General features: G+C 66.5%; 18 protein-coding genes. 9 read left to right on the top strand and 9 right to left on the bottom strand.

The annotated features are described in order from the left end of the window. A partial coding sequence (locus A5736_RS04430; RefSeq protein ID WP_076244722.1) for an alpha/beta fold hydrolase occupies positions 1-681 on the top strand: 681 nt, incomplete at its 5' end. On the opposite strand, the gene gnd is transcribed toward A5736_RS04430, so the two are convergent. Beyond that, positions 674-1,696 (bottom strand): phosphogluconate dehydrogenase (NAD(+)-dependent, decarboxylating), encoded by a 1,023-nt coding sequence (gene gnd / locus A5736_RS04435; RefSeq protein ID WP_076244723.1) that lies wholly within the window; start codon positions 1,694-1,696, stop codon positions 674-676. The genes A5736_RS04430 and gnd overlap by 8 nt on opposite strands. A 14-nt stretch (positions 1,697-1,710) precedes the next feature. Next, positions 1,711-3,120 (bottom strand): glucose-6-phosphate dehydrogenase, encoded by a 1,410-nt coding sequence (locus tag A5736_RS04440; protein ID WP_076244725.1) that lies wholly within the window; start codon positions 3,118-3,120, stop codon positions 1,711-1,713. Positions 3,121-3,237: 117 nt separating this feature from the next. Here A5736_RS04440 and A5736_RS04445 point away from each other — a divergent pair, with 117 nt between their 5' ends. Next, the gene (locus A5736_RS04445; RefSeq protein ID WP_076127680.1) at positions 3,238-4,065 is read left to right on the top strand and encodes an adenylate/guanylate cyclase domain-containing protein; all 828 of its coding nucleotides are present in this window, start codon (positions 3,238-3,240) and stop codon (positions 4,063-4,065) included. On the opposite strand, the gene A5736_RS04450 is transcribed toward A5736_RS04445, so the two are convergent. Then, positions 4,041-4,226, bottom strand: coding sequence for a hypothetical protein (locus A5736_RS04450; protein WP_076127677.1), 186 nt, complete (start codon positions 4,224-4,226; stop codon positions 4,041-4,043). The two genes, A5736_RS04445 and A5736_RS04450, sit on opposite strands and share 25 nt — an antisense overlap. A 212-nt stretch (positions 4,227-4,438) precedes the next feature. Here A5736_RS04450 and A5736_RS04460 point away from each other — a divergent pair, with 212 nt between their 5' ends. After that, a complete protein-coding gene (locus tag A5736_RS04460) occupies positions 4,439-5,128 on the top strand; it encodes a guanylate cyclase (RefSeq protein ID WP_076244728.1) in 690 nt (229 codons plus the stop codon). 5 nt (positions 5,129-5,133) lie between these two features. Here the strand turns inward: A5736_RS04460 and A5736_RS04465 are convergent, their stop codons facing one another. The 4 genes from A5736_RS04465 to A5736_RS04480 all read right to left on the bottom strand — a co-directional run bounded on the left by A5736_RS04465 (position 5,134) and on the right by A5736_RS04480 (position 7,318). After that, a complete protein-coding gene (locus A5736_RS04465) occupies positions 5,134-5,457 on the bottom strand; it encodes a putative quinol monooxygenase (protein WP_076127673.1) in 324 nt (107 codons plus the stop codon). A gap of 321 nt (positions 5,458-5,778) precedes the next feature. After that, positions 5,779-6,357, bottom strand: coding sequence for a glycoside hydrolase (locus A5736_RS04470; protein ID WP_076127901.1), 579 nt, complete (start codon positions 6,355-6,357; stop codon positions 5,779-5,781). A 156-nt stretch (positions 6,358-6,513) separates the two neighbouring features. Continuing rightward, entirely contained in the window at positions 6,514-6,849 is a 336-nt protein-coding gene (locus tag A5736_RS04475; RefSeq protein ID WP_139333132.1) for a hypothetical protein, read from the bottom strand. A gap of 70 nt (positions 6,850-6,919) precedes the next feature. After that, a complete protein-coding gene (locus A5736_RS04480) occupies positions 6,920-7,318 on the bottom strand; it encodes a VOC family protein (protein ID WP_076127669.1) in 399 nt (132 codons plus the stop codon). Between the two features lie 224 nt (positions 7,319-7,542). Here A5736_RS04480 and A5736_RS04485 point away from each other — a divergent pair, with 224 nt between their 5' ends. Next, a complete protein-coding gene (locus tag A5736_RS04485; RefSeq protein WP_254848279.1) occupies positions 7,543-7,908 on the top strand; it encodes a DUF732 domain-containing protein in 366 nt (121 codons plus the stop codon). Positions 7,909-7,936: 28 nt separating this feature from the next. Here A5736_RS04485 and ychF read toward each other — a convergent pair whose 3' ends face one another. After that, complete coding sequence (ychF, locus tag A5736_RS04490) at positions 7,937-9,010, bottom strand: redox-regulated ATPase YchF (protein WP_076244734.1); 1,074 nt, start codon at positions 9,008-9,010, stop codon at positions 7,937-7,939. 132 nt (positions 9,011-9,142) lie between these two features. Here ychF and A5736_RS04495 point away from each other — a divergent pair, with 132 nt between their 5' ends. After that, a complete protein-coding gene (locus A5736_RS04495) occupies positions 9,143-10,342 on the top strand; it encodes a DUF6542 domain-containing protein (RefSeq protein ID WP_217695731.1) in 1,200 nt (399 codons plus the stop codon). Here the strand turns inward: A5736_RS04495 and A5736_RS04500 are convergent. Further along, on the bottom strand, positions 10,339-11,343 hold the full coding sequence (locus tag A5736_RS04500) for a 4-hydroxy-3-methylbut-2-enyl diphosphate reductase (RefSeq protein WP_076114685.1): 1,005 nt from the start codon (positions 11,341-11,343) through the stop codon (positions 10,339-10,341). The two genes, A5736_RS04495 and A5736_RS04500, sit on opposite strands and share 4 nt — an antisense overlap. A gap of 96 nt (positions 11,344-11,439) precedes the next feature. On the opposite strand from A5736_RS04500, the gene A5736_RS04505 reads away from it, so the two are divergent. From A5736_RS04505 to A5736_RS04520, 4 genes are read left to right on the top strand one after another with little or no spacing between them, the layout of a single operon-like run. Further along, positions 11,440-12,045, top strand: a complete 606-nt coding sequence (locus A5736_RS04505) for a lipid droplet-associated protein (protein ID WP_076244737.1) — start codon at positions 11,440-11,442, stop codon at positions 12,043-12,045. Further along, positions 12,042-13,292, top strand: coding sequence for an exodeoxyribonuclease VII large subunit (gene xseA / locus A5736_RS04510; protein WP_076244739.1), 1,251 nt, complete (start codon positions 12,042-12,044; stop codon positions 13,290-13,292). The genes A5736_RS04505 and xseA overlap by 4 nt, the downstream gene beginning before the upstream one ends. After that, on the top strand, positions 13,285-13,554 hold the full coding sequence (locus A5736_RS04515; RefSeq protein WP_076127655.1) for an exodeoxyribonuclease VII small subunit: 270 nt from the start codon (positions 13,285-13,287) through the stop codon (positions 13,552-13,554). Before xseA ends, A5736_RS04515 begins: the two co-directional genes overlap by 8 nt. A 60-nt stretch (positions 13,555-13,614) precedes the next feature. Continuing rightward, positions 13,615-14,715, top strand: a complete 1,101-nt coding sequence (locus tag A5736_RS04520) for an NAD-dependent epimerase/dehydratase family protein (RefSeq protein WP_076244741.1) — start codon at positions 13,615-13,617, stop codon at positions 14,713-14,715. The last annotated feature ends 170 nt before the right edge of the window (positions 14,716-14,885 follow it).

The following is a 14,885-nucleotide window of genomic DNA, read 5'->3' on the forward strand; positions in this document are numbered from 1 at the left end:
TTTCACGTCGTGGCGCTGGACTCCCGAGGCCATGGTGACAGCGATCGCGCGCCCGACGCCGACTACGACGTCGAGACGCTGACCGCGGACGTGATGCGCGTCCTGGATGCCATTGGCCGGCCGGTGGCGATAATCGGGGCGAGCATGGGCGGGCTGACCGGCATCCTTGCCGCCCATCGGGCCGGCCCCGCGCGGGTGACCAGACTGGTCCTCGTCGACGTGGTACCGCGATTCGAGAAGGGCGGCAGCGCCCGCATCCGCGATTTCATGTTCAGCGGCCTCGACGGATTCGAATCGCTCGAGCAGGCCGCCGACGCCGTTGCCGCCTATCTGCCCTACCGGGAGAAGCCACGCAGCCCCGAGGGGCTGAAAAAGAATCTGCGGCTGCGTGACGGACGCTGGTACTGGCATTGGGACCCGGCCTTCATGACCAAGCCCGGCGACGACCCCGAGCTACGCACCGAGAACTTCGAGCAGGCGGCCAGGGGACTGACGATCCCGGTTTTGTTGATACGCGGAAAGCTCTCGGACGTCGTCAGCCCCGAGGGCGTCAAGCATTTCCTGGCGACCGTGCCCAATGCGGAGTTCGTCGAACTGTCGAACGCGGGGCACACCGCGGCCGGCGACGACAACGACGCCTTCAGCGAAGCCGTCGTGACCTTCGTCGAGCGTGTTAGTTAGCGGGCTTCTCCGCGTGCCCGCCGAACTGCTTGCGCATCGCCGAGAGCGCCTTGTTGGCGAAGTCGTCCAGGCTGCGCGAGGCGAAGCGGGCCTGCAGCGCGGTAGTTAGCACCGGCGCGGGGACACCCTCGTCGATCGCGGCGATGGCGGTCCACCGGCCCTCGCCGGAGTCGGAGACCCGTCCCGAAAACTCCTTCAGCTCAGGCGATTCGTGCAGCGCGATGGCGGTCAGGTCCAGCAGCCAGGAACCGATGACGCTGCCCCGGCGCCACACCTCGGCGACCTCGGGGATGTCGAAGTTGAACTGATAGAACTCGGGGTTCGACAGTGGCGCCGTTTCGGCGTCGCCCTCCTGCACGTGCTTGCCGATGTCGGCGTTGCGCAGGATGTTCAGCCCCTCCGCGAGTGAGGCCATCATCCCGTACTCGATCCCGTTGTGCACCATCTTGACGAAGTGCCCCGCGCCGGACGGACCGCAATGCAAGTAGCCCTGCTCCGATTGCGCGACCTCACCGTCGCGGCCCGGCGTACGCGGTGCCGCGTCCACGCCAGGTGCGACGCTGGCGAAGATCGGCTCGGCACGGGCGAACGCCTCGTCGTCCCCGCCGATCATCAGGCAGTAGCCGCGCTCCCGGCCCCACACCCCGCCGCTGGTGCCGCAGTCCAACAGGTGAATACCGTTGTCCGACAACGTCTTCGCATGACGGATATCGTCTCGGTAGTACGAGTTCCCGCCGTCGATCACGGTGTCGCCCGGCTCGAGCGTGGTGGCCAGCTCCTCGATCACTGACGTGGTGATGGTGCCCGCGGGAACCATCACCCAGACGACGCGTGGCGCGTCGAGTTTGTCGCGCAGCTCCGCCAGCGAGCTCACCCCGGTGGTGCGCTCTTCACCGGCCATCGCCTTGACCGCGTCGGGATTGTGGTCGTACACCACACATTCGTGTCCGTCCTTGGCCACGCGGCGCACGATGTTGGCGCCCATCCGGCCAAGTCCGATCATGCCTAGCTGCATTTGCCTGGGTCTCCTTACTGTGCTGGGGACGTGCTTCGCGGCATCCACGGCTCCTGCCAAGCGTGGTGCCCATGCAACAGCGACCGCGCGGCGTCGGGCCCCCACGAACCGCGGTCATACGGGTGGATTTCGGACGGGTTGTCCAGCAGGGGCTGCACGATGCGCCACGTCTCTTCGATGCTGTCTATGCGGGCGAAGAGCTGCCGATCGCCGGTCAGCGCGGCTTGAAAGAGCCGCTCGTAGGGTCGCTCCGGTTCACCCAGGTCCTCGGCGAACAACGAGTCCAGGTGAATGTCGCGCCATTTATCGCCCACCTGCGCGGAGATCTGGACACGCATCCCCGGGTCGGGGTCGATGCGCAGCACGATCTGGTTGGGCTCCGCGGGTCGGCAGTCGGGCAGGAAGGCCAGCGCCGGGACACGGCGCAGAAACAACCGCACCTCGGTGACCTTCTCCGGCAGCGCCTTGCCGGTCCGCAGGAAGATCGGCACCCCGGCCCAGCGCCAGTTGTCGATCTCCGTGCGCAGCGCCACGAAGGTCTCAGTCTGGGAATCCTTCGGCACTTCCGGGACGTCGGTGTAGCCGCGATATTGGCCGCGCACGCAATGGTCGGGCGATAGGGCCGGCATCGCGCGGAAAACCTCGGCCTTCTTGTCGTTGAGGTCGTCGGCGCTGGAGCCGACCGGCGGATCCATCGCCGCCAGCGCCAGCACTTGGAGCAGGTGGTTCTGCACGACGTCGCGCAGGGCGCCTACCGCGTCGTAGAACTTGCCGCGGGTCTCGACGTCGAAGTTTTCGGCCATGGTGATGTGGATTTCGGAAACGCTGCGCCGGTCCCATAATTCGGCCAATGCGTGGTTGCCGAAGCGCAGGCACTCCAGTTCGAGGACGGGTTGCTTGCCCAGGAAGTGGTCCACCCGAAGGATCTGGTCCTCGTCGAGGACCGCACGCAGCCGCGCGTTGAGCTCGCGGGCGGAGGCCAGGTCGTGGCCGAACGGCTTTTCCACCGCGACCCGCGCCCGCTCCAGCAGCCCGACTTTCGCGAGGTTCTCCACGATCGGCGCGAACAGGGACGGCGGCATTTCCAAGTAGTACAGCGGGCGATAGTCCGAGCCGATCATGTCGGCCAGGCGGCTGTAGAGCGCGCTGTCGGTGACGTCGCCGTGCAGGTAATCCAGTCGAGCCGCCAGCCGGTCGAACACCGCGTCGTCGATCTTCTCGCCGGTGTCGCCGATCGATTCGCGCGCCCGCTCGATCAACTTCTCCACGGACATATCGTCGCTCGCCACGCCCAGGATCGGGCAATCCAGTAGCTTGCGGGCCTCGAGCCGATACAGGGCCCGGAACGTCATCTTGCGGGCCAGGTCGCCGGTAATTCCGAAGATCACCAGCAGGTTTGACGAACCACCTCCGTCGTCGGCCAAGACCGAACCTCCCAAAAGTCACCTATCGGCTCGCTTGAGATGCACTACCCGGGGCCGTCCGGGCTCAACCCTAGACAGTGCCGGTAGGCCCGACAACCGATCGCGGAGTTTGGCAGGATTCCTGGCGTGGGTGATGCGCTGCATATCGCGGTCTACGCGCTGGGCGGGATTGCGGCCGTCGAAGCCGTCGCGCTCGCGGTGCTGTGGCAACTGCTGGCCCGCAGCCGGCGGGAGGTCGACGACCTTCGACAGCGAGTCGACGCCCGCACTCAGCTGCTGTCGGGCGGTCGCGAGGCCGTCAAACGCGTCTGGAACACCGCCAACCTGATGCGCAAGGAGGGTTTCGGCGCCGCCGTGCGCAGTTCGATCGAGGACCTTGCCGACTGGGCCGAGGTCGAGCGGCCCGACCTGGCCCGGGTCACGCCGGACGGCCGCGTGGTGATCTTGTTCTCCGACATCGAGGAGTCCACCGCGCTCAACGAACGCATCGGCGATCGCGCGTGGGTCAAGCTGATCAGTTCGCACGACAAGCTGGTTCAGGATCTCGTGCAACGGCGTTCGGGACACGTGGTGAAGAGCCAGGGCGACGGATTCATGATCGCCTTTTCCCGGGCCGAGCAGGCGGTGCGGTGCGGGATAGATCTTCAGGACGCACTACATCGGGACGCAAAGCGTAAGCGGCACGAGGAAATTCGGGTGCGCATCGGCATCCACATGGGCCGCTCGGTGCGCCGCGGCGACGATCTGTTCGGGCGCAACGTGGCGATGGCGGCACGGGTCGCCGCGCACGCGGTCGGTGGCCAGATCCTGGTGAGCGAACCGGTGCGCCACGCCCTGAGGGATTGCGACGACATCACCTTCGACGAGGGCAGCGAGGTTGAGCTGAAGGGCTTTTCCGGCAGCTACCGCTTATTCAGCGTTCAGACCGAACGCGATTCGGATTGAAAGCCCTCCGGGTTGGAGTCGGCCAGCCTCTGATGCAACCTGGCCCGGATCTCGTCGGCCGTGTAGGCCCGCCGTTTACGTTGATCGCGCACCACCAGCGCACCGCCGGCGACGACGCCGGCGACGCCGGCCAGGCCGATCCACTTCCAAATGTTGCGCATAGTTGACAGGCTATTACGGCCATGGGCACCCTTCGCGACAAGACCGCCGTGATCACCGGAGCGGGCGGCTGCATAGGCCGCGTGATCGCGTTCGCGCTCACCGAAAGGAGGCCTGGCAATCTACATGCGGCCCACAAACATTGGCGTCACGACTCCCAGATCGCATGCGAACCCGAAAGGCGCGCACCGATGACCGATGACGGCGGGATTACATGCTGACCCTGGACCAGGCACTCAACGAGACCCGGACGGGTGACCTGTGGTTGTTCCGCGGGCGCTCGCGGCCCGATCGCGCCATTCAGACGTTGACGAACGCCCCGGTGAACCACGTCGGCATGACGGTAGCCATCGACGATCTGCCGCCGCTGATCTGGCACGCCGAGCTGGGCGACAAGCTCACCGACATGTGGACCGGCAGCAACCATCGCGGCGTGCAGCTTCACGATCTACGTCAGGCCGTGCTGCAGTGGACCGATCGCTACCAGCAGCGGTGCTGGCTACGACAGCTGACGCCCTATGCCAGCCGCGAACAGGAAGACAAACTGCTGCGGGTCATCGCACGCATGGACGGCACCCCATTCCCGACCACCGCCCGGCTGACCGGCCGGTGGTTCCGCGGCCGGCTGCCGACCATCAACGACTGGGTAAGAGGAATTCCGGTGGTGGATAAGAAGATTCGCGAGCAGACACAGCGTCGTAGGGAAGCGCGCAAGATGAGCCTGGAGACGGCATACTGCGCGGAGACCGTGGCGATCACCTACGAGGAGATGGGCTTGCTGGTCACGGACAAGGATGCGCATTCGTTCGACCCGGGCTCGTTCTGGAGCGGCGACACTCTCCCGCTGGCGCCGGGCTACCAGCTGGGCGAGGAGATCGCAATCTCCGTCGGACAGCCCGGCTAGATCGGTCAGTCGACCGACATCTCCCCCATCTTCGACCAGCCCGTCGCGTCGATCGTCTGGCTGATGATCTTGGGCGTGGACTTCAGCGCCTGCGGCAACTCGCGCATCGCACGCTGGAAATGATCGCTGTTGACGTGTGCGCCGCCGGCGTCGGCATCGCGGAAGGCTTCGACCAGGACGTACTCGGCCGGGTTGTCGAGGCTGCGTGACCACTCGAACCACAGGTTGCCCTCTTCGGCTCGGGTGGCCGCCGTGAACGCGGCGACCAGTTCCGGCCAGCGGTCGGTCCACTCGGGCTTTGTTTCGAACTTCACGACGATGAAGATCATGGCCGCTCCCGCCTCCGCTCGGAACTCTCGTGGGCCCGCAGCGTCAGGATACGTGCCGCCCGTGCCGACGGTCGCTGCCAATAGAGTTTTGTTCTCAGTCGGCCCGCACAGCAAAATCCGCCCGGGCATCGTCATCGACGCCCGGGCGGATTTTGTATTGGTGGTGCTGTGACAATTGCGCATCCGGGATAGTGATGTAGCACACAAACCGTCGTGGTTCGGACCTATTTCACTTTTCCCAGGCCCGCAATGCGAGCAATGTGACCAATGTTGCGCATCGGTCCGCCGCATTAACCGACATGCGCGCTATCCGTTTTTTGGTCAATTCACAATTCCTGGATCGCCGGCCGGCGGCAAATCGGGTGCCGGCGGAGGCGGCGGCGCGGGATCCACAATGCCGATCAAAACGGGCGGTGCGTCCGGCGGCGGGGGTGCGTCCGGCGGTGGCGGTGCGTCCGGAGGCGGAGGCGGAGCGTCCGGCGGCGGAGGCGGTGCGTCCGGGGGCGGAGGCGCGAGCATCTCTGCGTCCGGTGGCATCGGCAGGAACATGTGATGCGTAAAACCGGCCTGGTAGGCACCCGCCCCGCCGATGCGCACGCCGCCGCGCTCACCGCTGGATACGGGGGTCCCGTCCGGCAAGGTGACCGCGGTGTGGCCACCGTTCCATCCGATCACCAAGGCGTTCGGGGCGGTTCCATATTGGAAGCCCCGTGCCAATAAAGCGGATTCTTCATTTCCGGTGTTAAAACGACTTCCAAAAACCGGCCTGTCAGTCGCCGCATTGGCAACCCAGGAAGCAAGACCGGAACAGTCGGTCCCGGCCGGAGAATCTCCGCCCGGAATATACGGCGTCCCGGAAACCTGGTTGATGAGCGACATCAACGTAGCGAGAACAAACATGGCCAGGGACATTAGCAACGAGATACTTAGCAAGCCAAAATTTGTGGCAGGCATCACGTGTAAGCTAAAAAATGGCTTGGACCGCATATCCAGCAAATTTATTACACGAAAGTATATTTACGGATACGAATGACGAGGCGGGCGCGGTCGACAGCCTTAGGGGTGGTCGTAATCCCGCTCGGTGTCCGCCATCTCACGCGACACGTCGGCCTGCTCACGCCTGGCTCGGGCTTGGCTGCGCTCCACCCCTTCGGTGATGCGTTGCAGCCGCTCCCGTTCGCGTTTCGCCGCCGTGCCCTCGCGTTCGTCCGCGCGCTGCTCGCGTTCGTCGGCGAGCTGCTCGCGCTCATCCGCGATGCGGTCCCGCTGATTAGCGATCCGATCTCTTCTGCCAGCGATCCATTCGCGTCTTGCGGCCTCAGCCTCGCGCCGCTCGAGAGCCTTCTCGCGCTCATCCAGCGCGGCAGCCCGGCGTTCATGTTCCTCGGCCATGTCGATATGGCCATCGGCGACCACGCTTCACCTTAACGCTGCGACGCAGGAAAGGCTCCGCGTGGCATCGTCAGACGCCAAACTTGGCACGGGCCTCCTCCGTGACCGGGGTGAACAGGTTGACGAGGTTTCCATCCGGGTCGCGGAACAACAGCGCGCGGTTACCCCACGGCATGGTCGTCGGCTCGGTCACGACCTCGCCCACGCGTTCGCGAAGTCGCTCGTACTCGGCATCCACGTCCTCGACAATGAACTCCAGGATCGCGCTCCGGTTGGCCGCCGGCTCAGCGGATCCGTCCCCAAAGAGTGGCACGGTCTTGTCGCTGCCGATCGCCAGTGTTCCGATCGACGTCGGAATCTCGGCGAACAGCTCGTTGCCCCAGACGGCGGAAACGTTGGTGACCATCTCGTAGAAAGCCACGAGCCGATCGACGTCGCCCGTGATGATGCGGGTCGAAATGAACTTCACGAAACCTCCCTGGGGCCGCGGCGGTGCCGCACGGCGATAGCGCTTGCGTGAGGCATGCTAGGCACCCGGTCTGACAAGCCGGCGCGCCCGGCGTCGGCGCCGCAAGACGCGCGGCGGCGACGGGCGTTAGTTAAGCTGCGATGGAATCTCGTCGCGAATTCGCTGGTCACGGGACACCGCGGAACAACCAGGGGGATGCCATGGTCGTGAGAGCCATAGCGTTGATGGTCCTTTCCGTGGGGTTGGCCGTGCCCGCCCATGCCGACGCCACCGACGACGCATTCATCACCAACCTCAGCACCTCCGGCATGGATTACGGCGCACCCGAGCGAGCCATCCAGGTCGCGAAAACCGTCGTGTGCGCCACCCTCAGCGATAACCCCAACACCAGCAACGCGGATCTGGTCACCAGGGTCACCAACGCCACCAACTGGCCACCCCTCAATGCCGCCTACTTCACGGGAGCTGCGATCCAGGCCTACTGTCCCCAGTTCGGCTCGCTCACTCCTCCCGCTGTCCCCAGCCCGGCCCCCAGGGGCCCCGGTGGTGCCCCGTCGCCCTCGCCGACGTCACCCGTTGAGGCGGCGTAAACGCGAGGGTCCGAACCCCGTCGGCTGACTACACGTTGAAACGGAACTCCACCACGTCGCCGTCGGCCATCACGTAGTCCTTGCCTTCCATCCGCACCTTGCCGGCGGCCTTCGCCGCCGCCATCGATCCGGCGGCGATCAGGTCGTCATACGACACGATCTCGGCCTTGATGAAGCCCTTCTCGAAGTCGGTGTGGATCACCCCCGCCGCCTTCGGCGCGGTATCGCCCTGGTGGATGGTCCAGGCCCGCGCCTCCTTGGGGCCGGCGGTCAAAAAGGTCTGCAGCTTCAGCGTGTGAAAACCCGCCCGGGCCAACGCATCCAGACCGCGTTCGGTCTGCCCGATCGATTCCAGGAGCTCGGCGGCCGACTCGTCGTCGAGCTCGGTCAGTTCCGACTCGATGGCGGCGTCGAGGAACACGGCGTCCGCGGGCGCGATGAGCTGACGCAGTTCGGCGACCCGTGCGGCGTCGGTGAGCACCGCCTCGTCGGCATTGAAGACATAGAGGAACGGCTTGGTGGTCAACAGGTTCAGCTCACGCAGCACCGAAGTATCGACCCCCGCGGCGAACAGCGTCTTCCCGCTATCCAGCACCTGCTGGGCGGCGAGCGCGGCGTCGTAAACAGGCTTGCGCTCCTTGTTGGTGCGGGCCTCCTTCTCCAGCCGGCCCAGAGCGCGTTCCAGCGTCTGCAGATCGGCCAGGATCAGCTCGGTCTCGACGACCTCGATATCGGATTGGGGATCGACGTCTCCGGCCACGTGTGTGACGTCCTCGTCGGAGAACACCCGGACCACCTGGCAGATCGCATCGCATTCGCGGATATGCGCCAGGAACTTATTACCCAGGCCCGCCCCCTCGGAGGCCCCCTTGACCAAGCCGGCGATGTCGACGAACGTCACGGGCGCCGGGACGATGCGCTCGGAATTGAAGAGCTCCGCGAGCTTGGCCAGCCGCGGATCCGGCAGCGAGACGACGCCCTCGTTCGGTTCGATCGTCGCGAACGGGTAGTTCGCCGCCACCACGTTGTTCCGGGTCAGGGCGTTGAACAGCGTCGACTTGCCGACATTGGGCAGGCCGACGATTCCCAGGCTCAGGCTCACGGGGAACCAAGTCTAGGGCTCAGCGGCGGGGGCCGGCCGCGGTGTGTCGTTCGTGCACGAACGACATGGCACGCCCAGCGCCGCAACAAGGTCTTTACGGGCGTTTCGTCCCATTGCCGGTACGGTCTACATGTGTCAGCAGAGCGGGCCAAATCGGCTGTGGAACCTACCCACCGCTCGATCCACCCCAATATCCCAGGTGTGCCGTGGTGGGCAGCGCTGGTCATCGCTGTCACCGGCGCCGCCATCGGGTATGCCATCGACGCGGGATCGGGCCACAAGGAGCTGACACACGTCTTCGCCGGCCTCTATATCGCCGGCTGCCTGGCAGCGGTGCTGGCCGTGCGCCAGGAAGGCCTGTTCACCGCGATCATCCAGCCGCCGCTGATACTTTTCTGCGCCGTACCCGGGGCTTACTGGTTATTCCACGGACGCAAAATCGGTCACCTGAAAGACCTGCTGATTAACTGCGGGTATCCGCTGATCGAGCGGTTCCCGCTGATGCTGGGCACGGCGGGGGCCGTTCTGCTGATCGGACTGGTCAGGTGGTATACCGGCACGTCTAACCGAAAGACGTTGGCGGCCAACAAAACCGACGACAGTGCCGGCGCCTCCGAACGAAAGCCTTTCTTTGGCGGCGTCAGCGCGAAACTCAACTCGTACCTGGGCCTCGGTTCGGAGGACGGCGATGCCGACGAGGCCGCCTCCGCCCGCCCAAGGCGAGCCCGCGCGAGCACCCGGGACACGGCGCCGAAGTCCGGCCGGGCAGCGCGCGGCGATCGTTCCGCCACCCGTTCGACCCGAACGCGATCCCGCCGGACTTTCCCGGAAGACCAGGACGAGCCGGCGGCGGATCGTCCCCGGCGTCGGCGCCCGGCCCCGCCCCGCGACTTCGACCCTGCCGACCCGCCGCGCCGGTCGCGCCGCCGTCCCAGGCCCGATGGTGAGCCAGACGTGCCCGCCCCGCCGCGGGAAAGCCGTCGGGATCCGCGGACGCGCCGCAATCCATACGAACGGCCGGCACCCCGCACCAGTCGGTTCGACGATTACGACAGGTACGAGCCGCCCGGTCCGTCCGAGCGTTTCGGCCGGTACGAGCCCTACGACCCCTCCTACGAGGCACCGCGGCGTCGCGGCGCCGGCGGCGGATCGAACGGCACCAATCCGACGCACCACCCGATCTCGCGCGTGCGCTACCGCGGGGAAGCTCCGCTCGATCAGTCCCGAGACGAGCCGAGAGTCGAGCCCCGCCCCGAACGACGGGGTCGGTCACGGGCGCATGGCCGGTCTCAGGGGCGGCCGCCGGCCGACTCCTGGGAATACGACGTCTAGCGACCCGACCGGATCTCGCGGGGCAGGGCGAACACCAAGGTCTCCTGGGCGGTCGTCACCGGCTGCACCACGTCATAGCCGTAGTCGGCGAGCCGTTCCAGCACGCCACGCACCAGAACCTCGGGGACTGACGCGCCGGAGGTGACCCCCACCGTCGTCACGCCCTCCAACCACGTCGGGTCGATATCGTCGGCCCAATCGACCAGGTGAGCGGCGGCGGCGCCCCCACCCAAGGCGACTTCGACCAGCCGCACCGAATTCGACGAGTTGCGGGACCCGACGACGATCACCAGCTCACATTCGGGCGCCATCGCCTTGACCGCGACCTGCCGGTTCTGGGTCGCGTAACAGATGTCGTCGCTCGGCGGGTCCTGCAGCTTCGGGAAACGACGCCGCAGCCGCTCGACGATCTCCATGGTCTCGTCGACCGACAGAGTGGTCTGCGACAGCCAGACCACCTTGTTTTCGTCGCGGACCGTGACATTGTCGACCGAGCCGACCCCGTCGACCAGCTGCACGTGTTCGGGCGCCTCCCCGGCGGTGCCGATGACCTCCTCATGACCCTCGTGGCCGATCAGCAAGATGTCGTAGTCATCACGCGCGAACCGCCTGGCCTCGTTGTGCACCTTGGTCACCAGCGGGCAGGTGGCGTCGATGGTGTGCAGGTTACGTTCGGCGGCCGCGGCATAGACCGTCGGCGCGACGCCGTGAGCGGAGAACACCACGATGGCGCCCTCGGGAACCTCGTCGGTCTCCTGGACGAAAACCGCACCGGCCTTGACCAGGGTGTCGACCACGTGGCGGTTGTGCACGATCTCGTGGCGCACGTAGACCGGGGCGCCGTGCTTCTTCAGGGCGCGCTCCACCGTCTCGACGGCCCGATCCACCCCGGCGCAGTAGCCACGCGGCTCCGCCAGGAGCACGCGCTTACGGGTGGGGTCGGCGACCGGCGTCCCCGACTTCACAGCGCCGGGAATCCCCACATCGACAGTCGGCGGCATGACATTCAGGGTACGGGCCGCCGCGCCACGGGGCACATAGTCCGGCCCGCGCGGGCGGGCTTGGAGTTATCCGCAGGTGCTGGCAGGCTTGGACCCATGGCTACTGCACCGTATGGAGTTCGGCTACTGGTCGGCGCGGCGACAGTCGCCGTCGAGGAGACGATGAAGCTGCCGAAGTCGATTCTGATGTACCCGATGACGCTAGCCAGCCAGGCGGCGCACCTGGTGATGCGCTTCCAGCAGAACCTGGCCGAGCTGGTGATCAAGGGCGACAGCACCCTGGAATCCATCTTTCCGCCCAAGGACGAAAATCCGGAGTGGGCGACGTTCGACGAGGATTTGGGTGACGGCGGCGAGAACGGTGCTCCCCCCATGCAGCCGGAAGGCGGCAACGGCGATCGCCGGGCCGAGGGGCGGTTCGCCCTGTACTCGGTGACCGACGCGCCCGAGGCCGCCGATCCGCCGATGAAACCCGCGCGAATATCGACGAAGTCGGCGGCGTCCGACACCGGAGTTCCGGCACCGGCGGTCGCGGCCGAACTCGACTATCCGGCGCTGACGCTGGCCCAGCTGCGCGCCAGGCTGCAATCGCTGGCCGTCGACGAACTCGAAGCGCTGCTGGCCTACGAGCAGGCCACCAAGGCCCGGGCACCGTTCCAGACGCTGCTCGCCAACAGGATCACCCGCGCGAACGCGAAGTGACCCGAGCGGCGAATCCGGAGCCGAACTCCGCGGAGAACCCCTTCCCGGTGCGCGCCGTGGCGATCCGCGTCGCGGGCTGGATCGACAGGCTTGGCACCGTATGGGTCGAAGGGCAACTGGCCCAGATCAACATGCGCAATGACTCCAAGACGGTGTTCATGGTACTGCGCGATCCGGCGGCCGACATGTCCCTGACCGTGACGTGCCCACGCGACCTGGTACTGGGTGCGCCGGTCAAATTGGCCGAGGGTACCCAGGTGGTGGTGTGCGGCAAGCCGTCGTTCTACACCGGGCGCGGCACTTTTTCGTTGCGGCTCAGCGAGATTCGCGCCGTCGGTGTCGGCGAGCTGCTGGCGCGCATCGAAAGACTGCGCCGCCTGCTGGACGCCGAAGGGCTCTTCGATCCGCGGCTCAAGCGACCAATTCCCTTCCTGCCCAACATGATCGGATTGATCACCGGGCGGGCCAGCGCCGCCGAGCACGACGTGACGACGGTGGCGAGCGCGCGTTGGCCCGGAGTGCGTTTCGCGGTGCGCAACACCGCCGTCCAGGGTCCCAACGCGGTCGCGCAGATCGTCGACGCGCTTCGCGAGCTCGATCGCGACCGTGAAGTCGACGTGATCGTGCTGGCCCGCGGCGGCGGCAGTGTCGAGGACCTACTGCCGTTTTCCGACGAGACGCTGTGCCGAGCGATCGCCGCCTGCCGGACACCGGTGATCAGCGCCGTCGGCCACGAACCCGACAATCCGCTCTGCGATCTGGTCGCCGACCTACGCGCCGCCACGCCCACTGACGCCGCGAAGCGGGTGGTCCCGGACACCGCCGCGGAGCAACGGCTGGTCGACGACCTGCGGCGGCGCAGCGCGCAGGCGCTACGCAATTGGGTATCGCGCGAACAACGCGCGCTGGCGCAGCTGCGCAGCCGCCCGGTGCTGGCCGAGCCGCTGACCGCCCTGACGGCGCGCGCCGAAGAGGTTCAGCGCGCGCGCTCGGCGGTTCGCCGCGACATCACCCGGCTGATCACCGCCGAGACCGACCGCGTGGGCCACCTGGCCGCGCGACTGGCCACGCTGGGCCCGGCGGCCACCCTGGCCCGCGGATACGCCGTGGTGCAGACGGTCCCGGCGGGCGGGGTGCCGGCGGAAGTGCTGCGGTCGGTCCAAGACGCGCCCGCGGGAACCCGCCTGCGGGTGCGGGTTTCCGACGGCGCCGTAACGGCGGTGAGTGAAGGGCTGGCCGATGGTTGAGGAAGACGGCTTGGACGACGGCTCGACCGACGGCGGCGGGGCCCGACCGATTACGCCTATTAGTCAGCTTGGCTATGAAGCTTGCCGGGACGAGCTAATCGAAGTCGTGCGGCTGCTCGAGCAGGGCGGGCTGGATCTTGATTCGTCGCTGAAACTATGGGAACGGGGCGAACAGCTGGCGAAAAGGTGCGAGGAGCACTTAGCTGGCGCGCGGAAGCGAGTCGAGGATGCGCTCGCTGCCGGGCAGGCGGAGGAAGCCTGAGCGCGGCGCTTCGGCGAAACCTGCTTCAAAATTTTTCCCAAACTGGAACACGTTTCAGTTATGCTTCGCGGCATGGGTGATGCATCACTGACCACCGAACTCGGCCGAGTCCTGGTCACCGGCGGCTCCGGGTTTGTCGGCGCAAACCTGGTGAACACCTTGCTCGACCGCGGGTACCAGGTGCGTTCCTTCGATCGCGCCCCGTCGCCGCTGCCACCGCATCCGCAGTTGGAGGTGCTGCAGGGCGACATCACCGACACGGCCGTGTGCGCCGCGGCCGTGGACGGTGTCGACACGGTGTTCCACACCGCGGCGATCATCGAGTTGATGGGTGGCGCGTCGGTCACCGACGAATACCGGCAGCGCAGCTTCGCGGTCAACGTCGGCGGTACCGAGAACCTCGTGCACGCCGGGCAGGCGGCAGGGGTGAAGCGCTTCGTCTACACGTCGTCCAACAGTGTCGTGATGGGCGGCCAGAACATCTCCGGCGGCGACGAGACGCTGCCCTACACCAGCAGGTTCAACGACCTGTACACCGAGACCAAGGTGGTCGCCGAGCGGTTCGTGTTGTCGCAGAACGGCATTGGCGACATGCTGACGTGTGCGATCCGGCCCAGCGGCATCTGGGGCCGCGGCGATCAGACGATGTTCCGCAAGCTGTTCGAGAGCGTGATCGCCGGCCACGTCAAGGTGCTGATCGGCCGCAAGTCGGCGCGGCTCGATAACTCGTACGTGCACAACCTGATTCACGGTTTCATCCTCGCCGCCCAGCACCTGGTGCCCGGCGGGACCGCGCCCGGTCAGGCGTACTTCATCAACGACGCCGAGCCGATCAACATGTTCGAGTTCGCGCGCCCGGTCGTCGAGGCGTGCGGCCAAAACTGGCCGCGAATCCGGGTCAACGGTCCGATGGTGCGCGCGGCGATGACCGGTTGGCAGCGAATGCATTTCCGATTCGGGATGCCGGCGCCGCTGCTGGAGCCGCTGGCCGTCGAGCGGTTGTATTTGGACAACTACTTCTCCACCGACAAGGCGCGGCGCGACCTGGGTTACGAGCCCCTGTTCACCACCGAGAAGGCGCTGTCGGAATGCCTGCCCTACTACGTGGACCTGTTCCGTCAGATGAAGAGCGAGGCCCTGGCCGCCAAGGCGACGGGGTAAGCACCGGCCCGCGCGGGCTGCGCTACCGGAAACCCACCATCTCGCTGCCCCAAGCGGCGCGGATGGACGCATCGGGATCGCTGGTAACGGTATCGACCTTGTCGATGATCAGGCAGGCGCGATCACTTTCCCTGTATGCCGTCCACTCTGGCTCGCCGGCAGGGCCCGCG

Source organism: Mycobacterium sp. SP-6446 (assembly GCF_001954045.1).
In the GTDB taxonomy this organism is placed as follows: Bacteria; Actinomycetota; Actinomycetes; order Mycobacteriales; family Mycobacteriaceae; genus Mycobacterium.

What these genes read in the sequence shown, in the direction of transcription:
- gnd (WP_076244723.1), bottom strand. Translation starts at nt 1,696, where the DNA reads ATGCAGCTAGGCATGATCGGACTTGGCCGGATGGGCGCCAACATCGTG.
- A5736_RS04450 (WP_076127677.1), bottom strand. Translation starts at nt 4,226, where the DNA reads ATGCGCAACATTTGGAAGTGGATCGGCCTGGCCGGCGTCGCCGGCGTC.
- A5736_RS04460 (WP_076244728.1), top strand. Translation starts at nt 4,439, where the DNA reads ATGCTGACCCTGGACCAGGCACTCAACGAGACCCGGACGGGTGACCTG.
- A5736_RS04465 (WP_076127673.1), bottom strand. Translation starts at nt 5,457, where the DNA reads ATGATCTTCATCGTCGTGAAGTTCGAAACAAAGCCCGAGTGGACCGAC.
- A5736_RS04470 (WP_076127901.1), bottom strand. Translation starts at nt 6,357, where the DNA reads ATGTTTGTTCTCGCTACGTTGATGTCGCTCATCAACCAGGTTTCCGGG.
- A5736_RS04475 (WP_139333132.1), bottom strand. Translation starts at nt 6,849, where the DNA reads ATGGCCGAGGAACATGAACGCCGGGCTGCCGCGCTGGATGAGCGCGAG.
- A5736_RS04485 (WP_254848279.1), top strand. Translation starts at nt 7,543, where the DNA reads ATGGTCCTTTCCGTGGGGTTGGCCGTGCCCGCCCATGCCGACGCCACC.
- A5736_RS04500 (WP_076114685.1), bottom strand. Translation starts at nt 11,343, where the DNA reads ATGCCGCCGACTGTCGATGTGGGGATTCCCGGCGCTGTGAAGTCGGGG.
- A5736_RS04505 (WP_076244737.1), top strand. Translation starts at nt 11,440, where the DNA reads ATGGCTACTGCACCGTATGGAGTTCGGCTACTGGTCGGCGCGGCGACA.
- A5736_RS04515 (WP_076127655.1), top strand. Translation starts at nt 13,285, where the DNA reads ATGGTTGAGGAAGACGGCTTGGACGACGGCTCGACCGACGGCGGCGGG.
- A5736_RS04520 (WP_076244741.1), top strand. Translation starts at nt 13,615, where the DNA reads ATGCTTCGCGGCATGGGTGATGCATCACTGACCACCGAACTCGGCCGA.